The following is a 21702-nucleotide window of genomic DNA, read 5'->3' as shown; positions in this document are numbered from 1 at the left end:
TCGGCATTCCGGATTGCCACCAGGAACACGTCCAGATGAAATTCGTTAAGATGACGAACCAGGCCTCGCGCCTCGTGATTGCAGGCCTGCTCGCATGGGGCACCACCGCGGCTTTCGCCGACACATTCGACGTCAAGGTCACCGGCACGGTGAAGCCCGGCGCGTGCACGCCGACGCTGGCCGGCGGCGGCACGTTCGATTACGGGCTGATCGGCTCGGCCCAACTCAGCCCGACCGCGCCCACGCTGCTCGCGATCCTGTCGGATTCGATCACGATCACCTGCGACGCCGCCGCGCGCGTCGCATTGACGGCGCAGGATAATCGCGCCGGCACCGGCGCCCTTTCCGGCAATATCAATTTCTTCGGCATGTCGAAATCGGATAATGTTCAATTCGGCCTCGGCACGGCCAGCGGCAAGAATATCGGCGGCTTTGCATTCCGTTTCCGGAAGAATTCGTTCCAGGCCGACGGCGCGGCCGTCGATTCGATTTATTCGAGCACCAAGGGCACCACCTGGACGGCTTCCGACGGCGTGGTCGACAACACCGGCGGCTACGAATCGTGGGCCAAGAAAGGCCAGACCGTGCCGGTCGCGGCGAAGGTGTTCTCCGGCACGCTCGACGTGCAGGCCGCGATCGACAAGACGTCGAATCTCGACCTCAGCCAGGAAATCAATCTCGACGGCCTCGCCACCGTGTCCCTCGTGTACCTGTAATGCCGGTACGCGTCGTGCCATTGATTGACTCGATCGCCTGACAGGCGTCGACCGCGCCGCCGCTTCGCGAAGCGGCGGCGCGACACACGCTTGCGCCAACTGCCAGCCGGTTCCATGACCCTCCCAGCCCTCCATTTCCCGCGGTTTTTCCCGCTCGCCCTGCTCGCCGGTTGCCTGCTCGGCCCGGCCGCCGTTCACGCGATGGGCGTCGTGCCCGAAACGTCGGTCGTGATCGTCGACGAAGCCGACGGCGAAGGCACGATCTCGGTCAAGAACACCGACGATCACCCGACGCTGCTGCATACGACGATCGAACCGATTCCCGAAGACGACGCCGTGCTCGTGGTCGTGACCCCGCCGATCGCGCGAGTCGAAGGCGGTGCGGTGCAGCTCGTCCGGTTCGTCCTCGCCAGCGACGCACCGCTCGCCACGCAGCGCCTCGCCCGCGCGTCGTTCTCGGGCATTCCGCCGCAGCGTCCGGGCCGCAACGAGATCCGGACGATCATCCGCCAGAACCTGCCCGTGCTGATCCAGCCGCGCGATCTCGCGCGCAACGACGCACCGTGGACGTTGTTGAAGTGGTCGGTCGAAGGCGGCGAACTGGTCGTGCGCAACGACAGTCGCTACGTGGTACGCCTCGAACAGAAAGTGCAGCTGCTTCCGACCCGGCAGATCGTGTCACTGCCGGCGCCGTACGTGCTGGCCGGGCAAACCCGCCGGATCGCGCTCGCCGAGCGTCCCGCAACGCTCGAACAGGTACGAATCTTCCCGGCCACCGTCTACGGCTACTCGGTCGATCACTACGACGCGGCGCTCGCGCCCCGTGCGGCCGATGCGGCCTCGCACCGGTAGACCGCACGGCATCGTTTTCGGACCGTCCATGTCGCGCACCGCTCATCGCCGAAACGCACTGCTCGCGCTCGGGCTGTACGTCGGCGCGGGCAGCGCGCCGTGCGCCGCGCCGGCCGGCCCCGCACACCCGTCGACCGACGCGCTCGAATTCGACGCAGGCGCGTTGCGCGAGCACGGTATCGACGCCACGACCAGCCGCTATTTCGCGCACGCACCGCGCTTCATGCCGGGTCTCTCGGCCGTCCGGCTGACGGTCAACGGCCGGCGCGCCGGCCGTGCCGATGCGCGTTTCGACACCGACGGCAACCTGTGCGTCACGCCCGAGCTGTTGCGTGCGGCCGGCCTTGTCGCGCCCGACACGTTCCGCGACGCGACCGCCTGCCACGATTACCGGCGCGCGTATCCACAGGCGATCGTCACGTTGCGCCCGGCCGACGGCGCGATCGATTTCGTCGTACCGGCCGACGCCCTCGATACGCGCCCGCGCACGCCGGATACGTTCGCACGCGGCGGTCTCGCCGGCCTGGTCAACTACGACGTGCTTGCGATGACGACACGCAATCCGGCCGGCACGTCGCAGTACTGGCAGGCCGCGACCGAGGCCGGATTCAACGCATCGGACTGGATCGTGCGCAGCAGCCAGATCGTCACGTCGGTGGACGGCCGCATGGGCGTCGAGCATCAGGCGGCATACGCGCAGCGCACCTTCTCCGCGCGCGGCACGACGCTGCAGGCCGGGCAGATCGTTCCACAATCGACGTTGTTCACGGTGGGCCGGATGTTCGGCGTGCAGACGTTTCCCGACGAAGCGCTGGCCGCCGCGCCCGGCGCCGCTGCCCGGGTGACCGGGATCGCCCGGACGCAGGCACGCGTGGAGGTGCGCCAGCTCGGCGTGCTGATCCACGCGTCGCAGGTGCCGCCCGGACCGTTTTCGCTGGGCGACCTGCCGCTCGTCAGCGGCGCCGCGGATCTCGATGTGACGGTGGTCGAGGCAACCGGCGGCGTTCAGCACTTCGTCGTGCCGGGCGCGTCGCTGCCCGGCGCCGGGCTCGCGGCGGCGCAAGGGCTGGCGATCGCCGTCGGCCGCCTGCAGAACGACGGATACGCGCAAGCGCCGTGGCTCGCGACCGCCACGCGCGGCTGGCAGATCCGGCAGCGTGCGCGGCTGAGCGCCGGCATCCTCGCGTCGTCGCCGTTGCAGTCGGGCGCCGCGCGCGTCGAATTCGCGCCGCTTGCCGGGCTCGGTGCGGCCGTCGGCATCGACGTCAGCCGCACCGCCGCCCGACGCGGCACCCAGGCCCGCATCGCATTGGCGAACACGCTCGACACGGCGCTGCGCGCCAGTCTGTCGTTCGTGCGACGCACGCCCGGATACCGGGAGCTGACCGACGCCGTCCGGTCGCTGGACGCCTTCACGCCACCCTCGCATACCCAGTTCGCGACCACACTCGGCTGGCACGATCGCGCACTCGGCGCGCTGTCGTTCGACTACACGCGCGTCGGGCTGTTCGACGGCCCCGCGCTGCAGCGCGTGTCCGGCACGTGGACGCGTCCGTTCGGACGCGCATCGGTCGCGCTGAACGTGAACCGCACGCTCGGCAGCCGCGGCGCGGGCGGCACCCAGGTCTACGTGAACATGAGCGTGCCGATCGGCCGTCGCAACGTCGGCACCTATGCGAACCTCGACGGCCATGCGGTGCGTTCCGGCGCACGCTACGCCGACACGTTCGGCCGTACCGGCCACTACAGCGTCGCGGCCGACTACGACACCGCGAGCCGGTCGCCGTCGATCCGCGCGAGCGTCAGCGCGACGCCGAACCATGCGCGCGCCACCGTCAACGCGGGCGTGTTCGGGGCCGGCCGCTCGATGTTCAGCGTCAACCTGCGCGGCGCGCTCGCGTGGATCGATGGCGCCGGCATGCTGTCGCCGTATGCGATTCGCGACACGTTCGCGCTCGCGCGCGTCGGCGAACAGCCGGGCATCGAACTCGCGACGCCGTCCGGCCCGGTATGGACCGATCGGCGCGGCCGGGCCGTCATCGCGTCGCTGCCCGCATACGCGCAAACCTTCATCCGGATCAGGACGAAAGACCTGCCGCGCAATATCGATCTGAAGAACGGCATGCAGACCGTCGAAGCAGGTCGCGGCTCGGTGAGCCGTGTCGAATTCGCCGTCGAGACGACGCGGCGCGTGTTGCTGACCGTGACGCAAGCGAACGGCGCGGCGTTGCCGGTGCTGTCGACCGTCATCGACGACGACGACCGGTTCGTGACCGTATCCGCGAGCGCGGGCAAGCTGCTGCTCGCGGGCGCGCAGTTGAGCATGCCGCTGCGCGTCGTGCTGCCGGACGGCCAGCACTGTCGGCTGACGATCGCACTGCCGGACCGGCCGCCCGTCACGACGCGCTACTACGAGCGGGCCGACGCGCGCTGCGAGCCGGACCCCGATACCGCCCGCGACGCCCGCACATAAAAAAAGCGGCATGCCGACCGCCATGCCGCCAACCCCAACTCTGTTCTTGTTCCGTCGCGTCTAGAACTTCATCCCGACGCCCACGCCGACGATCAGCGGATCGATGTGCAGCGTGCCGATGCCCTTGTCGCCCAGCGTCGCATCGGTGCTCATCCAGATCTTCTTCACGTCGACGTTCATGAACACCTTCTTCGTCAGCTGCACGTCCACGCCGAACTGCAGCGCGGGGCCGAAGCTGCTCTTGTTGATCGACACGCCCTCACCGCCGACGTTGAGTCCGTTGTTGTAGAAATACGTGTAGTTCAACCCGGCGCCGACGTACGGGCGCACCTTGCCCGCATGGTTGAAGTGATACTGCAGCAGCAGTGTCGGCGGCAGCACGCCCACGCCGCCGAGATTGCCGAGACTCGACGTCAACTGATGCCGCGACGTGCCGAGGATCAGCTCGACGCCGAGGTAGTCGCGGATCATGTACGTGAAGTCGAGCTCGGGCACGATCGCGTTGTTCACGCCCGTGTTGATCGCGCCGAGCGTGTCGCTCGCGCGCTCGTTCGGCTGGATGCTGATCGCGCGAAGCCGAACCAGTACGTCACCCTGATGGATGCCGTCGCCCGGCGACGCCGCGTGCGACAGCGACGGCATCGCGATGGTGGCCGCGACGGCGGCAGCGGTGACACAAGTTCGAATCGTTTTATGCATGGTACGGACCCCCAAAGAATGGTTTCCATTCTCCCTGTAGGGTCTTTTCGTCATCTTGATATTGGTCAAGCCAGCGTAAACGTGGGACGGTTTGCCGCAGGCTCGGTCGCACTGCCCGTCAGCAGCAGGTCGAGCAGATCGCGCACGCTGCGGATCGCGCGGCCGAACGGCAACGCCTCCCGGCCGCGGAAGAACAGACCGTTCGCGACATCGCCGCGCAACGCGGCCGCGAGCCGCGTATCGATGCAGAAGTGGCCGAATTTCTCGATGCCGTCACGCAGGCCGCATACGCTCAGGCATTCGAGCGCGGTCGGGCAGCGCTGCTTCAGCGCGCCGAGCTTGGTCCGAATGCGTGTCTCGTTGCGCAGGTAACGATCGAGCCACGGCGTCTTCACCGCGCGTGCCGGCAGCCCCGTCACGCTGACGAATTCGACGATGTCGTCGGGCGTCGCATCGGCGAGCACGCGCTTGAAATGCGGATGCGCATCGCCTTCCTCGGTCACCGCGAACGGCGTCCCGACCTGCACGCCGTCCGCGCCAGCCGCGAACGCCGCGCGCACCGTATCGTGACTGTTGATCCCGCCGGCCACGATCAGCGGGATCGTGTCGCGGGCGATGCCGAGCGACGCCATCACCTGCGCGGTCTCGTCGAGCACGCGCGCGAAATCGAAACGAGCGTCGTGCATGTCGTCGATCTGCGTGACGCCGAGGTGGCCGCCCGCGTGCGCCGGATGCTCGATCACGATCGCGTCGGGCAGGCGCCGCTTCTTCATCCACTTCTTCAGCACCAGCGCGATCCCGCGGCTGTCCGACAGGATCGGGATCAGCGCGATGTCGTGCCCGTGCGTGAGGTCGGGCAAGTCGAGCGGCAGACCCGCGCCCATCACGATCGCGTCGGCGCCCTCGTCGCACGCGACCCGCACGTAGTCCGCATGCGCGCTCACCGCCTTCATCACGTTGACCGCGATCATCCCGCGCCCTTCGCTGTACGTTTTCGCGAGACGGATCTCACGCGCGAGCGCGTCGAGGTTCGCCGCTTCGAGCGTCGCGCGATCGGGTTGCGCGCGGCAACGCGCGAGCAAATCCGCGTGATGGTGGCGCAGGTCGATGCTCGCGATCGTGCCGACCGCGCCTTCGCGCGCGACGCTGCCCGCCAGCCGGTGCGCGGAGATGCCGACGCCCATGCCGCCCTGCACGACGGGCAGCAAGGTGCGGCCGCGAATCGTCAGCGGCGGAAAGGAAGTGCGTACGGTCATCTGAAACCTCGTCGGAACATCGGAACCGCGATGATCGACGATCCACCGCCGCGCACCTTGACGGCCGTCAATAAAAAAACGGCACGCGAACGTGCCGTCTCCGGTTCGGGCCGCGCGCGGCGCTCAGGCCGGCTTGGCCGGCTTCAACTGCATCGACTTGTATTCGAGATACTCTTCGAGCCCGTACACGCCGTTCTCGCGGCCGTGCCCGGACTGCTTGAAGCCGCCGAACGGCGCGGCGCCGTTCCACGTGCCGCCGTTGATGTCGACCTGCCCGGTGCGGATGCGGCGCGCGACGCGCATCGCGCGTTCGTCGCTGCCGGCCCACACCGCGCCGCCGAGCCCGTACGGCGAATCGTTCGCGATCCGCACGGCTTCGTCTTCATCGCGATACGTGATGATCGACAGCACCGGCCCGAAGATCTCTTCCTGCGCGATCGTCGATTTCGGATCGACGCGGCCGAACACGGTCGGCTTCACGAAGAAGCCCTTCGCGAGCCCTTCCGGCAACCCGGTGCCGCCCGTCACGAGTTCCGCGCCTTCGTCTATCCCGCGCTGGATGTACGCCTGCACGCGCTGCTGCTGCACGGCCGACGCCAGCGCGCCGAGGCGCGTCGCCTCCTGCCGCGGGTCGCCCGCGACGTACGTTTCGGCCGCGGCCTTCGCGATCTCGCGCGCTTCGTCGTAGCGGGCTTCCGGCACCAGCATCCGCGTATGCGCGGAGCAGGTCTGGCCGGCGTTCAGGTAGCACGCGTTGACGGTGCCCTTCACCGCCGTCGCGAAATCGGCGTCGTCGAGGATCACCGATGCCGACTTGCCGCCGAGCTCCAGCGCGACGCGCTTGACGCCCGCGGCCGCCAGTTCGGCCACGCGCTTGCCCGCGCGCGTCGAGCCGGTGAACGACACCATGTCGACGTCCGGGTCGGTCGCCAGCACCTCGCCGACGACCGGGCCATACCCGCACACGAGGTTGAACACGCCGGCCGGCAGCCCGGCCTCGTGGATCGCTTCGGCGAGCATGAACGCGTTGAGCGGCGCGACTTCGGACGGCTTCAGCACCACCGTGCAGCCGGCCGCGAGCGCCGGCGCGACCTTCAGCGTGATCTGGTTGAGCGGGTAGTTCCACGGCGTGATCGCCGCGACGACGCCGACCGGCTCGCGCACCACCAGCGAATTGCCGACCCGGGCCTCGAATTCGAACGATTCGGCGAGCTTCGCGTACGCCTTCCAGTTGTAGATCGGGCCGCCGACCTGGATCGCGCGCGACAGCTTGATCGGCATGCCGACTTCGCCGGTGATCGACTGCGCGAGTTCCTCGCTGCGCGCCTGCAGATGCTCGACGATCTTGCGCAGATAACCCGCGCGCGTCGCGGCCGGCGTGGCCGCCCACGCGTCGAAGGCCGCGCGCGCCGCGCGGATCGCGTCCTGTGCGTCGGACGCGACGCCCTCGGGAATCCGGCCGATCACGGCTTCGGTGCCCGAGTCGATCACGTCGATCGTGCCGGTGCCGGCCGGTTTGCGCCATGCGCCGTCGATGTAGAACTGGTCGTAGATTTTCATCGTGTTCCGCCTCCAGGGAAGCCGCCATTCTAGCGAGCGTTTCGGTGACGGGTGTGACGAATGACAGCGATTCGAAAGGACCGGCGCCCCGTCGCCCCGTCGCCCCGTCGCGCCGGTGCTCCGCCGCCCGCCGCACACGGCCGGCGCGGCATCCGTCGGGTCGCCGCCACGTCAGCATCCGCCCGGGTGCGCGGCCGGGCCCGCATCGTGCTATGTTTTTAATATCGGCATCGGCCCGTTGCGGCCGGCGCCGCCCGGAATCGACGCACTTCGTGAGCGCTGCCATGTCCGACGCATCCCATACCCTCGGCTCGCAAGACCGCCTGGAGCTGCTTTGCTGGCTCACCTGCGGCAACCTCGGCGCGTTTTACCTCAACGAATCATGGCCGGACGCCGCGTTCCAGGTGCAGGCCGCGCACCGCTGGCTCGACCGCCATCACCGCCAGGCCGACTGGCTGTCGGTCGCCAGGCTCGCGGCGCTCGCGCAGGACATCGCGAAGCGGCATGCGGGGTTCGTCGACGCGTCGTGGGCGCGCGACGCGGTCGAGGAAATCGTCGATACCGACGATCTCGACTATCGGGCCAAACTCGTGCAATGGGTGTACGAAGACTGCTGCAAGGCGCTCGCGGACAAGCGGCTGGCGGATTGAGCCGCGCGGACCGTGCCCGCGCGCGGGCCGCGGCATCGCCTGACGGGATACGCGCTGTTCGCCGTGACGAACGTCACGGCCTGAATGACTGCCGGGGCACGGCGCATGTGCGCCGCCCCGGCGCCGGCACGCGCAACGCGTGCCGATGCGTTTACAGCAGCGACTTGGCCTGCGTGAGCACCTTGTCGCAGATCTGCTTGGTCACCTGCTGCTTCAGGCCGCCGCCGCTCAGGTCGAGCTTGCTGCCGTTGCCTGCGTCGAGAATCCCGCTCGCACCGCTCGTATAGCCACTGTCGGACGACGCGGACGCGTTGCCGCCGAGCTTGCCGATCAGCGCGTCCTTCACCGACGCCGCGCCGCCGCCGGTCGCGCCGCCGAGATAGTTGTTCTGGATGCAAAACTGCAGCAGGCCCGCGACGTTGCCCGTGCTGCCCGGCATCAGCGACGCACCGCCGCCGCCCGTCAGCGCGCCGCCGAGGCCGCCGAGGTTGCCGAGCGCCCCGCCCGCGCTGCCGCCGGAATCACCGCCCCCGCCGACCTGTTTCAGGACGTCGCCCAGTTGCGCGTGGGCGACCGAAAACGGCGCGAGCAATCCGATCAGCGCGCCGGCAACGGTCGCGCGGTAAAGACGTGCATTCATGTAAAGCCTCCCGGTTGTGATTGCGTGAGTACCGCGAATCGCATCCAAGGATACTCAATCGACCGTGGCATGACAGCCTTCGACGCCGCGTGAAACGTCAGGCATCGTGATATCGCGGCGATTTGACAATGCTTGACGGGCGTTTCCGTGTCGCAGGCCCGCGCGAAGCGTCATAGAATCGTCGTCGGCCGCCTGACCGCTGCGATCCGACATCCACCTCGAAATGAATGACCCTCGCGTGGCGCTTGCCCATCGATTTTTGCTGATCGCCGGCGCATCGGCCGCACTCATGGCCGGCGCCGATGCCACCGATGTCGCCGCTGCGGCGCCCGTAGCCACGACGGCTTCGGCCTGCACGTCGCCTTCGTTCGACCGTTATCCGGCACCGGCCGCCGCCCGTGCGCCGCGCAAGCCGGCTGCCACGCCTCGGCTCACCAGCAAGGAAGCGCGCCTGTACCGCACCGTCATTCGCGACGAATTCGCGCAACCGGCCAATTTTGCCGGTCACTACCGCGTCGCGATCTGGGGTTGCGGAACGGATTGCCGAAATTTCGCGATCGTCGACAAGGACACGGGTGCGACGTACACGATGCCCGGCGTGAAATCCATCTCGGGCGTGATGGGCAATGACGACGAACGTGTCGACTTCCGTGCCGGCAGCACGCTGCTGATCGTCGCCGGCTGCTTCAACGATGCGTGCGACGACAGCTACGCGAAAGCGGCCCGGTTCTTCTACGAATGGACCGGTTCGCGGCTGCGTCCAGTCGGCCGGTGTCCGCTGGCCATCGAGCCGGTTCAATAAGCGGCCCGGGCCAGCCATGACGACCATTCACCTCAGTTTCGACGACGGCCCCGGCCCCTCGACGCCTGCGCTGCTCGACGTGCTGCACGACGCATCGTGCACGGCGACCTTCTTCGTGCTCGGCAAGCATCTCGCGGGCGCGCTCGACGTCGCAACGAGAATCGCGCGCGACGGCCACCGGCTCGGCAACCACACGTATTCGCACGCGAAACCGGGCGCGCTCGCCGACGCCGCGCTGATCGACGAGATCGACACGACCGACGCGCTGATTCGCGACGTCTACCGTCGCGCCGGCCTTGCCGCGCCGGACACGATCCCGCTGCGCCTTCCATACGGGTTGATGCCGCAGGACGGTCGCGCGGCCGTGCTCGCGCGCGCGCAACGCGAACACACGGGCTGGACCGCGATACTGGACGACTGGCAACGGCCGGCGCCGTCGCCGCACGCGCTGTTCGACGCGATGTGCGCGCATGCCGATGCCTGCGCGGCGCAGCATCGCGACGTGCTGTTCTGCCTGCACGATGGATCGCGGCACGGCGACGCGCGGCCCCACACGGTCGAAGCGGTGCGGCTGTTCCTGAACCGGCAGCGCGCTGCCGCCACGCCCCGTTAGCCCGCGGGCACCGCCCCATCCAGCAACTGCCGCCAGCCGCCGAGAAATCCGATGCCGGGCCCGGGCATCCACAACCCGCGCTGCGCGGCTTCGAGGTGGATCAGCGTCTGGTCCGCGCAGAACAGCGTCGTCAGCGCGTCGTGGTGGTCGCGCAGCCAAGCCGGCGCCGCATCCGGACGCGTCGCCGCATAAGCGTCGAGACTGGCCACCCATCGCCCGCGGTCGAACACGAAGCCATCGTCCCGGTCCGCATCGCGCGACAGCGCGAACGACGCAAAGGCCGCCTCGAGCCATGGCGCGCCCTGGCCCACGTCGTCGAAATCCAGCACGCCGTTCACCGCGTTGCCGACGTACAGCAGGTTGCCCGCGTGATAATCGCCGTGCAGCCAATGCGCCGGCCCCGTCAGCCACGCCGCCGCCGCGTCGAGATGCGCGCCGATCCGGCGGATCACCGTGTCGTAGGCATCGTTCAAATCGCCCGGCAGCGACGGCATCGCGCGCGCCGCGACGCGCGCATGCCGCGCGGACAGCCACGCCAGCGGCGCCGCTTCGCTCGCGGGTATCGCGGGTATCGCGGCCAGTGCCGTATGCAGATGCGCGAGCGTGCGCATCGCATCGGTCGCCCCCGCGTGCGGGTCGTCCGGCAGGCCGGGACGGCCGTCGATATGCTCGAACAGATGCAGCCAGCGTCCGTCGGGCAGCCGCACGCCGGTTCGCGCGTCGACGGTCGGCCGCAGCCGCGGCAGCGCGGGCAGCCGCGGCGCCGTGCGTGCCGCGCCGAGACGGCCGAGGATCGACGCCTCGCGCTGCATCTGCCCGAGCGGCTTGCCGGCCCACGACACGCGCAGCACCGCGCGCCCCGCATCGCACTCGACGAGATACGTTTTGTTAGTATGGCCCGACGCCAGCGCCTGCAGGCGCGCCGGCCCGATGTTCCAGTACCGGTGAAGCCACGGTTCCAGCGTTTTCACGTCACTCCTACTCGTTGCATTGACCATGTCAGAGCGTCCTTCGGCCCGCATGCGGGACATCAACATCGAATGGCTGACGCGCGCCGCCGAATTCGGCCACCTGTTCCAGACCCGCTGGCTCGGCGAGCGCTTCTTCCATCTCCCCGGCGACATGCTCGCGCTGCAGGAACTGATCTGGCGCGAGCGCCCCGACTGCATCGTCCAGACCGGCATCGCGGCGGGCGGCGGCGTGGTGTTCACCGCGTCGATGCTGGAACTCGCGGGCAATCACGGCCGCGTCGTCGCAATCGAGCCGCGCCTGCGCGACGAGGTCCGCCAGCGCCTGCAATCGCACCGCCTCACCGATCGCATGGTGCTGATCGAAGGCGAATCGTGCGCGCCCGACACGCTTGCATCGGTGCGTACGCAGATCGACGACGGCGCGCGCGTGATGGCGATCCTCGATCTCACGCACACGCACGCGCACGTGCTGCGCGAACTCGAATGCTATGCGCCGTTCGTGACGCCCGGCAGCTACGCGATCGTGATGGACACCATCATGGAGTATCTGCCCGAGTCGATGTTCGACGGCAAGCCGTACGGCCGCGGCAACAACCCGGCCACGGCCACACGCGAATTCCTCGCCCGCGACGATCGCTTCGAAGTCGACCACGACATCGAGGACCGCGTGCTCATGACGCTGTCGCCAGGCGGGTTCCTGAAGCGAGTGCGCTGATCAGGCGGGCCGCTTGCGCGGAGCCGTCGCGCGCCGCATAGCTGTCGCGGATCCGCGCCGCGTGTTCGCGCAACGGTCCGGCGCGTAACAGGCGTTCGAGCGCATCGGTAATGTCCGCGACACCCGCCTGCTGCAGATCGAGCACGCAGCCCGCACCGGCCCGCTCGACGAAGTGCGCCGAATGGAACTGGTCGTTGCAGAACGGCGACAGCAGCATCGGCACGCCGCACGCGAGCGACTCCATCACCGAATTCGCGCCGCCGTGGCTGACGAACGCGTGCGTGCGCCGCAGCAGCGCCAGTTGCGGCGCGTAACGTACCGCGATCACGCGTGCGTCACCGGCCGGCAGCAGATCCGAATCGACCAGTTCACCCACCGACAGCACCAGTTGCGCGGACGTCGCGCGCGTCGCGTCGATCACCTTCGCGAACAGGTCCGGATGGTAGTAAAGCTGGCTGCCGAGCGACATGTAGACGAGCGGCCGATCCGCGTCGAGGCGCGCCCACGGGAACGCCGTCTCGTCGCCGCGCGGGCCCGACGGCATCGCAGGGCCGACCAGTTCGACACCCGCGTGCGGCGCGCCGACCAGCGCGTCGGTCGCGAACGCGAGCGTCAGGTGCGGCGACAGCACGTCGCAACCGCGAAAGCGTGCGTCGAGGCCGTAGCGCGCGAACAGGCGCGTGCGTTCCGGTGCGAGCCATCGCACCGTGCGCAGCAGCTCCGAATCGAGATCGTCCGGCAGCACCGGATTCAGCGAATTCGACATCGACACCCACGGCAGCCCTTCCAGTTCCGCGGCAATCGCCGCCGCATAGAGCAGCGGATCGATCACGACCACGTCGGGCTGCCATTCGCGCAGCACCGCGCGGATGCCGTCCACCTGCGCGGGCGCGAGGTCGATCAGCAGCGTGCGGATCCAGTGCCGCAGCCAGTCGGCGTCGCGAATGTTCGCGGCGAAGCTTGCGCCGCGCGACAGGTCGTGGCGCTCGGGCGTCTCGCGCGGCCCGACGAACGCGAAACCGCCGGCGCCGTCGAGCTGTTCGCCGATGTCGGCCGGCGCATAGAACGCGACGTCGCAACCGGCGGCGCGCAGATGCTGGGCCGGGCCGATGCACGGATTGACGTGGCCCTTCTCGGGCACCACGCAGAACAGGATGCGTTTCATGAACGGCTCAGGTGGGGCGATGCACGGCATCGGGATGAAGGCGATCGAGATGATCGAGGATCAGGGTCAACGTCGCCCACAGCACGCGTTCGGTATCCGTCTGCAAAGCGGGCGCGGCCACGCCGAGCGTGTCGGCCAGCGCATGCGTGCGGTCGCGATCGAGCAGCGTCGCGAGATCCATCGCCGGCGCGAGCCGCCCGCGCTTGGGACCGTGCACGAGGCGGTCCGGCAGGTTCAGGCGCGCCCCGAGATCGCGCAGGCACTGCTTGTTCGGATCGGGCGCGATGCTCGTCAGATGCGCGACGACGGCGGCATCGACGAACGGCGGATGCAGATCCACCGACGCGGCGTCGAACAATGCGTGACACAGCGGCAGATAGTTGGCCGACCGGTCGCCGCGCAATACCTGATCCGCACCGTCGCCGGTTATCGCGGCCTCGACGCCGTCCGCTGCCATCGCCTCGGCCAGCAGCAGCTTCGCGACCGGATGCAGGTTGAACATCGGCTCCTCGACCGCATGGGTCGTTCTCGGCAGCGCCGCGATGAAATCGGCCTCGGTCGCGCGCACGATCTTCACGTTCGCCTGCATCTGCGTGGCGAATTCGAGCGCCGCGTCGCGTTCGCAGTAATCGGGCATGTCGGTCACGAGGATGTAGGCCGTCACGTGCCGCAATGCGCCGAGCTCGCGCAGCAACGCGAGCAGCAGCGCCGAATCGAGCCCGCCGCTCAGCGCCAGCGCGACCCGCTTGCCGCTGTCGAGCGCGCGCTGCAGCGCCGCGCGCAGCGCGGTGCCCAGATCGGCGGGCTGCGGCCGCCCGGGCGCCGGCTGCACCGTCAGCCCCTGCGGCGACCGGATCAGTGCATGGCCGGGCGGCACCGCGAGCACGTCGCGCAGCACGGTGCGGCCGACGAGGCGCTCGCCGCTCAGGTAGCCCGCGATGGCGGCCGCGTCCGGGGCGCCGGCCGGTTGCCCCGACGCCCGCAATACGGCGCGGATACCCGACGCCGACACGCCGCTGCGCGGATGGTAGTGCAGACGATCGAAACCGAACGGGTCGCGCGTGCCGACGATCATGGATAACGAGCCTTCAAGGTGTCCACTTCAATGCGTTTGAGGATGCGATGCGGCGCCACCGGCGCGCTGCCGCCCTGACAATGCAGGCACGCTTCGAGCGGCGTCTCGCGTTGCAGATAGGCGAGCATCGCGTCGAGCATGCCCGCATCGTCGCGCAGCGGCAGGCCATCGGCCTGAAAATCCTTCTCGCCCTGGTACAGCGTATGGAAATGCGCGGGGCGCGTGCACGTGTAGAACATGCCGTCGCGAATCATATGGCAGCGCTCGCGAATCCAGCAATCGTGGTAAAGGCGTCGGGCTTCGTCGCGATCCGTGCCCGGCTGGGCGCGGTTCATCGTCGTGAACACGTCCTGCACCTTCCAGTTCAGGCGCACGTCGAAGCGCGCGGCCTGGCGCTCGACATGCGCGACCAGGTCGGCGGAAAGCGCGGGCTTCGGATAGCGCGAGATCGTCAGCGCATCCACCGCTTGCCAGAACGCGTCGGGCATCTCGCCGAGTTTCAGGCCGTTGGTCGTGACCGAGATCACGGGCGCGATGCCGGTCGCGCGTACGCGCTCGATCATTTCGACGAGCGCCGGATGCAGCAACGGCTCGCCGCCGACCAGCTTGAACATGCGCGGGCGCAACACCTTCGCGGCCTTGCGCAGATCGGCTTCGATCGATGCGGGGTTCGCGTACCACTCGGGCAACAGCGGCGACAGCGAGCAGCATTCCGCGCAGGTCAGGTTGCAGTGATCGACGATATGCGCTTCCAGCGAGCGCGTCTGCACGCGCCCGTCCTCGACGCGGTAATCGCGATCCAGCGGCGGCGGAAACACGTGTTGCCGCTCGCCGGAGCGCGGCGGATTCGGGATCTGGTTCGGATTCGCACTCACATCAGCTTCCTGCTTCCACGCAACGGGAAAAGAAATCGATCAGATGGCCACGCGCGTCCACCATCGCGGACGCCATCGTCACCGCGCCGTTCAGGTGCGACGCGAAGCACGACGGATCGTGAAGCCAGCCTTGCACGATCCACAGCTTGAGCGCGTGCTGCACGCACGCGGCATCGACCGCCCACGCGATGTGCGCGGGGTTCACCGGCCGCACCCGCTGGTAAGCACGCACGAATGCTTGCGCGAGGTGCGGCGCTTCCAGCGGCAAATGATTCAGGCAGCGCACCAGCTCGTATTCTCGAGGCGCGCCGATCGACGCTTCCCAGTCGACGATCAGCGGCGGCAGCGTGCCCATGAACAGATAGTTGAACTGGTTGTAATCGTTGTGGATCGGGTGCTGCGGATCGTCGGCCGGAAACGCTTCGATGCTGCCCGGATAGTAGCGGTCGAGCATGCGCAGCGCGAGATCGACGTAGCGGCGCAGGTTCGTCGCGTCGGCGGCGTTCGCATCGGCTCGATCGAGTGCATCCAGCAGGTTCCGGCGTACCGCATCCGCGTCGATCGACGTCAGTCGCGCACGGATCGTATCGAGCGACGGCAGATGCAGTCGTTCGAGGCTCACGTGCAACGCGGCCAGACTCGCGCCGAGCGCATCCCATTCGGCTGGCGAGAACGTATCGTAGGTCTTGAATTGCCCGGCTTCCCAGCGCGTCAGCATCGCGTGCGCATGTTGCCCTGACCACAGCGATGCGCCGGACGTCGTGCGCTCGAGCGTCTGCACATGAAAACGGAGGTCGTCATGCGTTTCCAGATGCGCGAGCACGGCGGTTTCCTTGACTGCGCGCGCATGGTGTTCGAGCGCATAGAGTTTCACTGCCACGCCCGCGCCGCCGCTGGTCGGCAGATGCCACACCCGTTCGCTCACTTGCGTCGGCGGCCCGCCGCGACCGAGGTCGTACGCGCCGCGAATCTCGTCGAAGGTGACGGCGAGCGAATCCATTCAGATGTGCTCGGCCGGCCCGTGCCGATACGGATGGCCCGTCAGAAACGTGTTGTGTCCGACGTAGCGCAGCTTGTACATCGCCGGCCGGAACAACACCGACGGATCGTTGTTCGCGATGCCGAGCAGCGGGTACAGGTCGTGTCGCACGAAGAATGCGTTGTTGCCCATGTCGTCGCAACAGACGAGTTCATAGCCTTTATCGCGGCCGAGATGCACGAGCGATTCGAGGCTCGCGCCGTAATAGGTCGAGCCGTCCCATTCGTGGTCCGGATTGAAGCACATGACCCACCGCTCCGGCGGCGTGTAGTACGGGTTGTATTCGATCACGACGATGCGCGGCTCAAACGCTTGCAGCCCGCGCCACACCCAGTAATCGTTGCCGTCGATGTCGATCGACAGCAGGTCGAAGTCGGCCGGTACGTTCGCGTCGGTGAGCAGTCGGTCGACCGTGTCGGGCTGCACGCGATCATGGTGCAGGCGGACGCGTTCCACGCCCGCGTAGTGCGCGGCAAGCTTGCCGAACCGGTATGCGCTGCCTTCCACGAGTACGCCGGCCCAATCGTGTTCACGCAGCAACCGCGCCGTGTTGCTGTTGCGCAGGCCGTCGCTCGCGCCGATATCGACGCAGAAGCGGTTGGTCGGCGCGATCCGCTCCATCAGGCGCGCCAGGATGCCCTCCTCGGTGCCCTGCGCGTACAGGCTGGGCGCAAGGCCGGACAGGTCGAGCGGGCGAGGATGGTCCTGCATCGAGGGCGGCTCCGGGGTGAAATGGGGAATGATGGGGCGTTGGGTGGGTAATTTACCTGAAGTCGATTACGCGGAGGAAACTCGGATGCGCGATGCGGTCGCGTTTTACCGCAGTGGATATGAAAAAGCCCGCATCGACATTACTGTCGATGCGGGCTTGTGGCGGTTCCGGCGATTCGCTCCGTCCGGTATGCCTACCGTGCACCCACGACCGGAGAAAACCTCAGGACACTTACTCCTGCCCCTGACTCGTCAGGAACTCCTCGTAATTCCCGCCGAAGTCGAACAGCGTGCCATCCGTCTTCACTTCGATGATCCGGTTCGCCAGCCCGCTTACGAACTCACGGTCGTGCGACACGAAAATCAGCGTGCCTTCGAACTGCTCGAGCGCGATCTGCAGCGACTCGATCGATTCCATGTCCATGTGGTTGGTCGGCTCGTCCATCAGCAGCACGTTGTGGCGGCCGAGCATCAGCTTGCCCCAGATCATGCGGCCCTTCTCGCCGCCCGACAGCACCTTCACCGACTTCTTGATGTCGTCCGACGAGAACAGCAGGCGGCCCAGCGTGCCGCGCACCATCGTTTCGTCGTCGCCGTCCTTGCGGTACTGGTCGATCCAGTCCATCAGCGTGATGTCGTTCGGGAACTCCTCGTACGTGTCCTGCGGCATGTAGCCGACGTTCGCGTTCTCCGACCACTTCACCGTGCCGTGATCGAGCGGCAGCGCGCCGAGCAGCGAGCGCAGCAGCGTCGTCTTGCCCGCGCCGTTCTCGCCGATGATCGCGATGCGCTCGCCCGGCTGCACCGACAGGTTGAAGTTCTGGAAGATCGTGCGCTCGTACTTCTTCGTGATCTCTTCGGCGACCACCGCGACGTTGTGCAGCTTCTTCTCGAACTCGAAGCGGATGAACGGGTTCTGGCGCGACGACGGCTTGAATTCCTCGATCTTGATCTTGTCGATCTGCTTCGCGCGGCTGGTGGCCTGGCGCGCCTTCGACTTGTTCGCCGAGAAGCGGCGCACGAAGTCCTGCAGTTCGGCCACGCGCTCCTTCGCACGCGCGTTCGCCGCAGCCTGGCGCTCGCGCGCCTGGGCCGACGCGAGCATGTAGTCGTCGTAGTTGCCCGGCCAGACCTTCAGCGTGCCGAAATCCATGTCGGCCATGTGCGTGCACACCGAGTTCAGGAAGTGACGATCGTGCGAGATGATGATCATCGTCGAGTTGTACTCGTTGAGCGTGTGCTCGAGCCAACGGATCGAGTTGATGTCGAGGTTGTTGGTCGGTTCGTCGAGCAGCAGCACGTCCGGCTTCGAGAACAGCGCCTGCGCGAGCAGCACGCGCAGCTTCCAGCCCGGCGCGACGTCGGCCATCGTGCCGTTGTGGAACTTCTCCTCGATGCCGATGCCGAGCAGCAGCGCGCCCGCGCGCGCTTCGGCGTCGTAGCCGCCGTATTCGGCGAACTTGCCCTCGAGCTCGGCCGCGTGCATGTAGTCGTCGTCGGTGGCTTCCGGGTTCGCGTAGATCGCGTCACGCTCGGTCATCGCGGCCCACATCTCGGTGTGGCCCATCATCACGACGTCGAGCACGCGCACGTCTTCGTACGCAAACTGGTCCTGGCGCAGCTTGCCCAGGCGGACGTTCGGCTCCAGCGCGACGTTGCCGGCGCTCGGCTCGAGGTCGCCGCCGAGGATCTTCATGAAGGTCGACTTGCCACAGCCGTTCGCGCCGATCAGACCGTAGCGGTTGCCCTCGCCGAATTTGACCGAGATATTCTCGAACAAGGGCTTCGGCCCGAATTGCATCGTGATGTTGGCAGTAGAAAGCACGGCAGGTCCCGTTAAGAGAGAAATCGACGGAAAACCGTGTATTTTAGCAGGTGTCGGAGAAACTGCCGACCGCACCGTCCCGGCGGCGTATTCCCGGCCTCAGGCCCGGCGCCGGCGGCCCGTCAATACGACGGCACGCGCTGCACCGCCGTCTCACCGGAATCCCGCATGCTCGCCAGCCAGCTTCGCGAACAACTCGTCGGCGCATGGCGCCTCGTGTCCTACGAAATCCGCCCACGCGACGGCAGCACCGTCACCTATCCGCTCGGCCGCGACGCGCGCGGCTGGATCCTGTACACGCCCGACGGCTACATGTCCGCGCAGCTGATGGCGGCCGGCCGCCCGCCCTACGCGGACGGCGACCTGCAGGGCGGCAGCGTCGAGGAGCGCGCGGCCGCGGCGCGCGGCTACATCGCGTATTCAGGCCCCTTTAATGTCGACGACGACGGCATGTTGACCCATGAAATGGACGTCAGCCTGTATCCGAACTGGATCGGTAACGTCCAGCAGCGTGTCGTCAGCCTGGACGGCAACCGGCTGCAGCTCAGCACGGCCGGACCGGTTCGGATCGACGGCCGGGAGGTCGAGCCGGTGATCGTCTGGGCACGCGCCGGCCGCTGAGCGTGCCTGGGGCGCAGCACGGCCGTCGCGCGGCCGGCCGCGGCCATGATACCGATGCCGCACCATCGCGCATGCCGCTCCCGCGGCTGCGCGTCACTTGCCGGCCTTCTTGGCCGCTTGCTGCGCCGCCTTCGCCTTCATCTGCCCGAACAGTTCGGAGCACGGCACGTCGCGGTTGTTGCTCGGCGCGATCAGCGGGATCAGCGCCGCGAACGGGTTGATCAGCCCGAGGCCGACCATCGCGCCGGCGCGCAGGGCAAGCGCGCCCGCATCGACGCCGACCTTCGGGTTCTTGAACGTGCCCTTCGCATACAACGGCGAGCGCAGCGAGAAGATCCGGAAGCCCTTCGTGTGCGGATGGATCTTCAGGTCGAGCGATTCGTCGCGCAGGTTGATCGGGCCGTCGACGTTGATGAGCGCATCGTCGGTATCGAGCGCGAACACCTTCGGGTCGAGCATGCCGTCGGTCGCCGCGAAATCGATCGCCGCGCAGTTGATGTTGACGTCGCGGTTGCCGAACAGCTTCTCGTAGACCACGTTCGCAACGTTCAACCCCGCGGCCTCCATCAGCAAGCGGCTGATGCGGCCGTTGGTAATGAGCGCCTTCACTTCGCCGGTCGACGTCGCCGCGAGCGCGGCCGGCGAATTGCCCGTTGCCGACAGCGACGCGTCGCCGTTGATTTCGCCGAGCGCCGTCTGCATCACCTTCTGCGTCGGGAACAGCTGCTTGAGCTTCAGATGCCGCGCGGCCAGCGTGAAGCGGCCCTTGAGCGGCGTGCGGCTGCCGTCGAGATGCGCGTTGGTCGCGAGCGTGCCGCCCGCGACGCCGAACTGCAGCGGCTCGAGCGACAGCACGCCGTCCTGCAGCAGGATGTGCGTGTACAGGTTGGTGATCGGCAACTGCGGGCTCTTGATCAGCTTGCGGCCGGTGAACTTCACGTCCGCGTCGATCGCGCTCCAGCGTTCGGTACGGAACGTCGCCACCGGCAGCACGCGGTCGGGCGGCTGACGCGTCGTGTCGCCGCGCTTGGCCTTGCTCGCGGCCGTATCGGCGCCGATCACCGGTGCGAGATCGGAGAACTGCAGCAGGTTCGACACGAGTTCGCCCGACAGCTTCGGACGCGGTTCGCGCTGCGCCCAGGTGAGCGTGCCGCCGAGATCGCTGCCGCCGACGCGACCGTTGAAGTTCTCGTAGCGGAAGGTGCTCGCATGCGGCTTGAAGTTGCCGATCAAGCGCCCTTCGGTCGCGTACGGCGGCGTATCGGGCAGCGTGATGCCGGTGAGCTGGTAAAGGTGCGACATCGACGTGCCCTGCAGCCACAGCCGCAAGTCGAGCGCGGCGAGATGCATCGGGTCGGTCAGCGTGCCGACGATCGCGAGCCGCGTATCGCCGGCCTTCACGTCGGCCTGCAGCGGGAACGGCCGCGACGTATCCTGGATCGCGAGCACGCCGCCGACCTTGCCGGTACCGTTGATCGGCACGTTCTTGTAGCGGCCGTCGACCTTCAGCCCGAATGCATAGGTCGGACCGGACGGTTTCGCGGGCGCCGCGGCCCCGCTCGCGCCGGACGCGGCAGTCGCCGTCGATGCGGAACGCACGGACGCGGCGGACGCACCCGACGCACCCGACGCAGCCGATGAACCCGCCGAACCGGCAGCAGCCGAAGCAGCCGACGCCCCCGACGACGCAGCCGCGCTCGGAGCCGACGCGCTCGACGCGGCCTGCGCATCGGCCTTCGCACCCAGTTGCGCGGCGCCGTGCTTGCCGACGCGCTGCGCCGACGCCGCACGCGACGTCTGCTCCTGCTCCTTCAGCACGTCGCCGAGCGGGATCGGCTGACCGAGCGTATCGATCGCGATGGTCAGGTCGGCCTTCGTGATCGCGTCGCGATACGTGACGGTGCCCTTCGCGAACCCGAAGCTGTCGAGCCGCACCTTCCACCGCGAAGGCTGCGACGATTGCTTGAACTGGAAGGTCCACGTATTGGTGCCGTCCGCGCGCCGCTCGAGATCGACGGCAGGATTCACGACGTCGATCGACGGGATGACGATTTCATGTGCCAGCAGCGGCAGGATCGCGAGATCGAAGTGCGCGGCATCGAGCGTGACGAACTTGGGCGCCTTCGCCCAGTCGGGATTGCCGATCTCGAGCTGGGTGGCCGAGAAGCTCGGCCAGGGCACCCATGCGCGCCAGCCGGTCTCGCCATCGGGGCGACGCCAGCCGACCTTGAGGTCGCCGTTGATCGCGAACGGGCGGCCGAGTGCGGCACTCACCTGTTCGTTGACCCACGGTTTCGCGCGGTTCCAGTCGAACGTGAAGAGAAAGACGCCGGCCGCCGCGATGAGCACCGCGACGATACCGACGATCCATGCAGCCGATTTGCCGATGGCTCGGGTTAGCGTCATGGCGGTTCCGTTGTTGTTCTGAAGCGTTGCCGCACGAT

General features: G+C 67.8%; 20 protein-coding genes. 8 read left to right on the top strand and 12 right to left on the bottom strand.

Annotated elements, in window-relative coordinates:
• The first annotated feature begins 35 nt into the window (after window positions 1–35).
• The 3 genes from H0X91_RS24200 (at window position 36) to H0X91_RS24190 (ending at window position 4041) form a co-directional block, all read left to right on the top strand.
• Window positions 36–716, top strand: coding sequence for a DUF1120 domain-containing protein (locus tag H0X91_RS24200; RefSeq protein ID WP_006488135.1), 681 nt, complete (start codon window positions 36–38; stop codon window positions 714–716).
• Window positions 717–830: 114 nt separating this feature from the next.
• On the top strand, window positions 831–1568 hold the full coding sequence (locus H0X91_RS24195; protein ID WP_006488154.1) for a fimbria/pilus chaperone family protein: 738 nt from the start codon (window positions 831–833) through the stop codon (window positions 1566–1568).
• Complete coding sequence (locus H0X91_RS24190) at window positions 1549–4041, top strand: fimbria/pilus outer membrane usher protein (RefSeq protein WP_230878008.1); 2493 nt, start codon at window positions 1549–1551, stop codon at window positions 4039–4041. Before H0X91_RS24195 ends, H0X91_RS24190 begins: the two co-directional genes overlap by 20 nt.
• Window positions 4042–4101: 60 nt before the next feature.
• Here the strand turns inward: H0X91_RS24190 and H0X91_RS24185 are convergent, their stop codons facing one another.
• The 3 genes from H0X91_RS24185 to H0X91_RS24175 all read right to left on the bottom strand — a co-directional run bounded on the left by H0X91_RS24185 (window position 4102) and on the right by H0X91_RS24175 (window position 7556).
• Window positions 4102–4740 carry an OmpW/AlkL family protein gene (locus H0X91_RS24185; protein WP_006488120.1) on the bottom strand — a complete coding sequence of 213 codons (639 nt, stop codon included), beginning with the start codon at window positions 4738–4740 and terminating at the stop codon, window positions 4102–4104.
• Between the two features lie 65 nt (window positions 4741–4805).
• Window positions 4806–5996, bottom strand: a complete 1191-nt coding sequence (locus H0X91_RS24180; RefSeq protein ID WP_196433410.1) for an NAD(P)H-dependent flavin oxidoreductase — start codon at window positions 5994–5996, stop codon at window positions 4806–4808.
• 123 nt (window positions 5997–6119) lie between these two features.
• Window positions 6120–7556: an aldehyde dehydrogenase family protein gene (locus H0X91_RS24175; RefSeq protein ID WP_058901499.1), complete on the bottom strand. Its 1437-nt coding sequence runs from the start codon at window positions 7554–7556 to the stop codon at window positions 6120–6122.
• A 284-nt stretch (window positions 7557–7840) separates the two neighbouring features.
• Between H0X91_RS24175 and H0X91_RS24170 the strand changes: the two genes are divergently transcribed.
• Window positions 7841–8206: a hypothetical protein gene (locus H0X91_RS24170; protein ID WP_006488152.1), complete on the top strand. Its 366-nt coding sequence runs from the start codon at window positions 7841–7843 to the stop codon at window positions 8204–8206.
• A gap of 151 nt (window positions 8207–8357) precedes the next feature.
• Here H0X91_RS24170 and H0X91_RS24165 read toward each other — a convergent pair whose 3' ends face one another.
• Window positions 8358–8846, bottom strand: a complete 489-nt coding sequence (locus H0X91_RS24165) for a DUF2501 domain-containing protein (RefSeq protein WP_006493163.1) — start codon at window positions 8844–8846, stop codon at window positions 8358–8360.
• Window positions 8847–9084: 238 nt separating this feature from the next.
• Here H0X91_RS24165 and H0X91_RS24160 point away from each other — a divergent pair, with 238 nt between their 5' ends.
• Both H0X91_RS24160 and H0X91_RS24155 read left to right on the top strand, forming a co-directional pair.
• Complete coding sequence (locus H0X91_RS24160) at window positions 9085–9648, top strand: hypothetical protein (protein ID WP_196433423.1); 564 nt, start codon at window positions 9085–9087, stop codon at window positions 9646–9648.
• A 16-nt stretch (window positions 9649–9664) separates the two neighbouring features.
• The gene (locus tag H0X91_RS24155; protein ID WP_006485231.1) at window positions 9665–10261 is read left to right on the top strand and encodes a polysaccharide deacetylase family protein; all 597 of its coding nucleotides are present in this window, start codon (window positions 9665–9667) and stop codon (window positions 10259–10261) included.
• On the opposite strand, the gene H0X91_RS24150 is transcribed toward H0X91_RS24155, so the two are convergent.
• Window positions 10258–11259, bottom strand: a complete 1002-nt coding sequence (locus tag H0X91_RS24150; RefSeq protein WP_230878006.1) for a phosphotransferase — start codon at window positions 11257–11259, stop codon at window positions 10258–10260. The two genes, H0X91_RS24155 and H0X91_RS24150, sit on opposite strands and share 4 nt — an antisense overlap.
• On the opposite strand from H0X91_RS24150, the gene H0X91_RS24145 reads away from it, so the two are divergent.
• Window positions 11258–11947, top strand: coding sequence for a cephalosporin hydroxylase family protein (locus H0X91_RS24145; protein ID WP_048986488.1), 690 nt, complete (start codon window positions 11258–11260; stop codon window positions 11945–11947). The two genes, H0X91_RS24150 and H0X91_RS24145, sit on opposite strands and share 2 nt — an antisense overlap.
• Here H0X91_RS24145 and H0X91_RS24140 read toward each other — a convergent pair.
• The 6 genes from H0X91_RS24140 to H0X91_RS24115 form a co-directional block, all read right to left on the bottom strand.
• On the bottom strand, window positions 11904–13112 hold the full coding sequence (locus H0X91_RS24140; protein ID WP_196433409.1) for a glycosyltransferase: 1209 nt from the start codon (window positions 13110–13112) through the stop codon (window positions 11904–11906). The genes H0X91_RS24145 and H0X91_RS24140 overlap by 44 nt on opposite strands.
• 7 nt (window positions 13113–13119) lie before the next feature.
• Complete coding sequence (locus H0X91_RS24135; protein WP_196433408.1) at window positions 13120–14187, bottom strand: asparagine synthase-related protein; 1068 nt, start codon at window positions 14185–14187, stop codon at window positions 13120–13122.
• Complete coding sequence (locus H0X91_RS24130) at window positions 14184–15062, bottom strand: 4Fe-4S cluster-binding domain-containing protein (RefSeq protein ID WP_196433407.1); 879 nt, start codon at window positions 15060–15062, stop codon at window positions 14184–14186. Before H0X91_RS24130 ends, H0X91_RS24135 begins: the two co-directional genes overlap by 4 nt.
• 1 nt (window position 15063) lies before the next feature.
• Window positions 15064–16062 carry a phosphotransferase enzyme family protein gene (locus tag H0X91_RS24125; protein ID WP_058901505.1) on the bottom strand — a complete coding sequence of 333 codons (999 nt, stop codon included), beginning with the start codon at window positions 16060–16062 and terminating at the stop codon, window positions 15064–15066.
• Entirely contained in the window at window positions 16063–16812 is a 750-nt protein-coding gene (locus tag H0X91_RS24120) for an FkbM family methyltransferase (protein WP_058901506.1), read from the bottom strand.
• 232 nt (window positions 16813–17044) lie between these two features.
• The gene (locus tag H0X91_RS24115) at window positions 17045–18637 is read right to left on the bottom strand and encodes an ABC-F family ATPase (RefSeq protein ID WP_006485248.1); all 1593 of its coding nucleotides are present in this window, start codon (window positions 18635–18637) and stop codon (window positions 17045–17047) included.
• Window positions 18638–18805: 168 nt separating this feature from the next.
• On the opposite strand from H0X91_RS24115, the gene H0X91_RS24110 reads away from it, so the two are divergent.
• Window positions 18806–19258, top strand: coding sequence for a lipocalin-like domain-containing protein (locus tag H0X91_RS24110; protein WP_034201722.1), 453 nt, complete (start codon window positions 18806–18808; stop codon window positions 19256–19258).
• Window positions 19259–19351: 93 nt separating this feature from the next.
• On the opposite strand, the gene H0X91_RS24105 is transcribed toward H0X91_RS24110, so the two are convergent.
• The gene (locus H0X91_RS24105) at window positions 19352–21664 is read right to left on the bottom strand and encodes an AsmA family protein (protein WP_196433406.1); all 2313 of its coding nucleotides are present in this window, start codon (window positions 21662–21664) and stop codon (window positions 19352–19354) included.
• Between the last annotated feature and the right edge of the window lie 38 nt (window positions 21665–21702).

The sequence above is a fragment of the Burkholderia sp. 9777_1386 genome, assembly GCF_015712265.1.
In the GTDB taxonomy this organism is placed as follows: domain Bacteria; phylum Pseudomonadota; class Gammaproteobacteria; order Burkholderiales; family Burkholderiaceae; genus Burkholderia; species Burkholderia cenocepacia.
The sequence above is the reverse complement of the archived record's forward strand: the minus strand, read 5'-3'. Positions and strand labels throughout refer to the sequence as shown.

What these genes read in the sequence shown, in the direction of transcription:
- H0X91_RS24200 (WP_006488135.1), top strand. Translation starts at nt 36, where the DNA reads ATGAAATTCGTTAAGATGACGAACCAGGCCTCGCGCCTCGTGATTGCA.
- H0X91_RS24195 (WP_006488154.1), top strand. Translation starts at nt 831, where the DNA reads ATGACCCTCCCAGCCCTCCATTTCCCGCGGTTTTTCCCGCTCGCCCTG.
- H0X91_RS24190 (WP_230878008.1), top strand. Translation starts at nt 1,549, where the DNA reads ATGCGGCCTCGCACCGGTAGACCGCACGGCATCGTTTTCGGACCGTCC.
- H0X91_RS24185 (WP_006488120.1), bottom strand. Translation starts at nt 4,740, where the DNA reads ATGCATAAAACGATTCGAACTTGTGTCACCGCTGCCGCCGTCGCGGCC.
- H0X91_RS24180 (WP_196433410.1), bottom strand. Translation starts at nt 5,996, where the DNA reads ATGACCGTACGCACTTCCTTTCCGCCGCTGACGATTCGCGGCCGCACC.
- H0X91_RS24175 (WP_058901499.1), bottom strand. Translation starts at nt 7,556, where the DNA reads ATGAAAATCTACGACCAGTTCTACATCGACGGCGCATGGCGCAAACCG.
- H0X91_RS24170 (WP_006488152.1), top strand. Translation starts at nt 7,841, where the DNA reads ATGTCCGACGCATCCCATACCCTCGGCTCGCAAGACCGCCTGGAGCTG.
- H0X91_RS24165 (WP_006493163.1), bottom strand. Translation starts at nt 8,846, where the DNA reads ATGAATGCACGTCTTTACCGCGCGACCGTTGCCGGCGCGCTGATCGGA.
- H0X91_RS24155 (WP_006485231.1), top strand. Translation starts at nt 9,665, where the DNA reads ATGACGACCATTCACCTCAGTTTCGACGACGGCCCCGGCCCCTCGACG.
- H0X91_RS24145 (WP_048986488.1), top strand. Translation starts at nt 11,258, where the DNA reads ATGTCAGAGCGTCCTTCGGCCCGCATGCGGGACATCAACATCGAATGG.
- H0X91_RS24150 (WP_230878006.1), bottom strand. Translation starts at nt 11,259, where the DNA reads ATGGTCAATGCAACGAGTAGGAGTGACGTGAAAACGCTGGAACCGTGG.
- H0X91_RS24140 (WP_196433409.1), bottom strand. Translation starts at nt 13,112, where the DNA reads ATGAAACGCATCCTGTTCTGCGTGGTGCCCGAGAAGGGCCACGTCAAT.
- H0X91_RS24135 (WP_196433408.1), bottom strand. Translation starts at nt 14,187, where the DNA reads ATGATCGTCGGCACGCGCGACCCGTTCGGTTTCGATCGTCTGCACTAC.
- H0X91_RS24125 (WP_058901505.1), bottom strand. Translation starts at nt 16,062, where the DNA reads ATGGATTCGCTCGCCGTCACCTTCGACGAGATTCGCGGCGCGTACGAC.
- H0X91_RS24120 (WP_058901506.1), bottom strand. Translation starts at nt 16,812, where the DNA reads ATGCAGGACCATCCTCGCCCGCTCGACCTGTCCGGCCTTGCGCCCAGC.
- H0X91_RS24110 (WP_034201722.1), top strand. Translation starts at nt 18,806, where the DNA reads ATGCTCGCCAGCCAGCTTCGCGAACAACTCGTCGGCGCATGGCGCCTC.
- H0X91_RS24105 (WP_196433406.1), bottom strand. Translation starts at nt 21,664, where the DNA reads ATGACGCTAACCCGAGCCATCGGCAAATCGGCTGCATGGATCGTCGGT.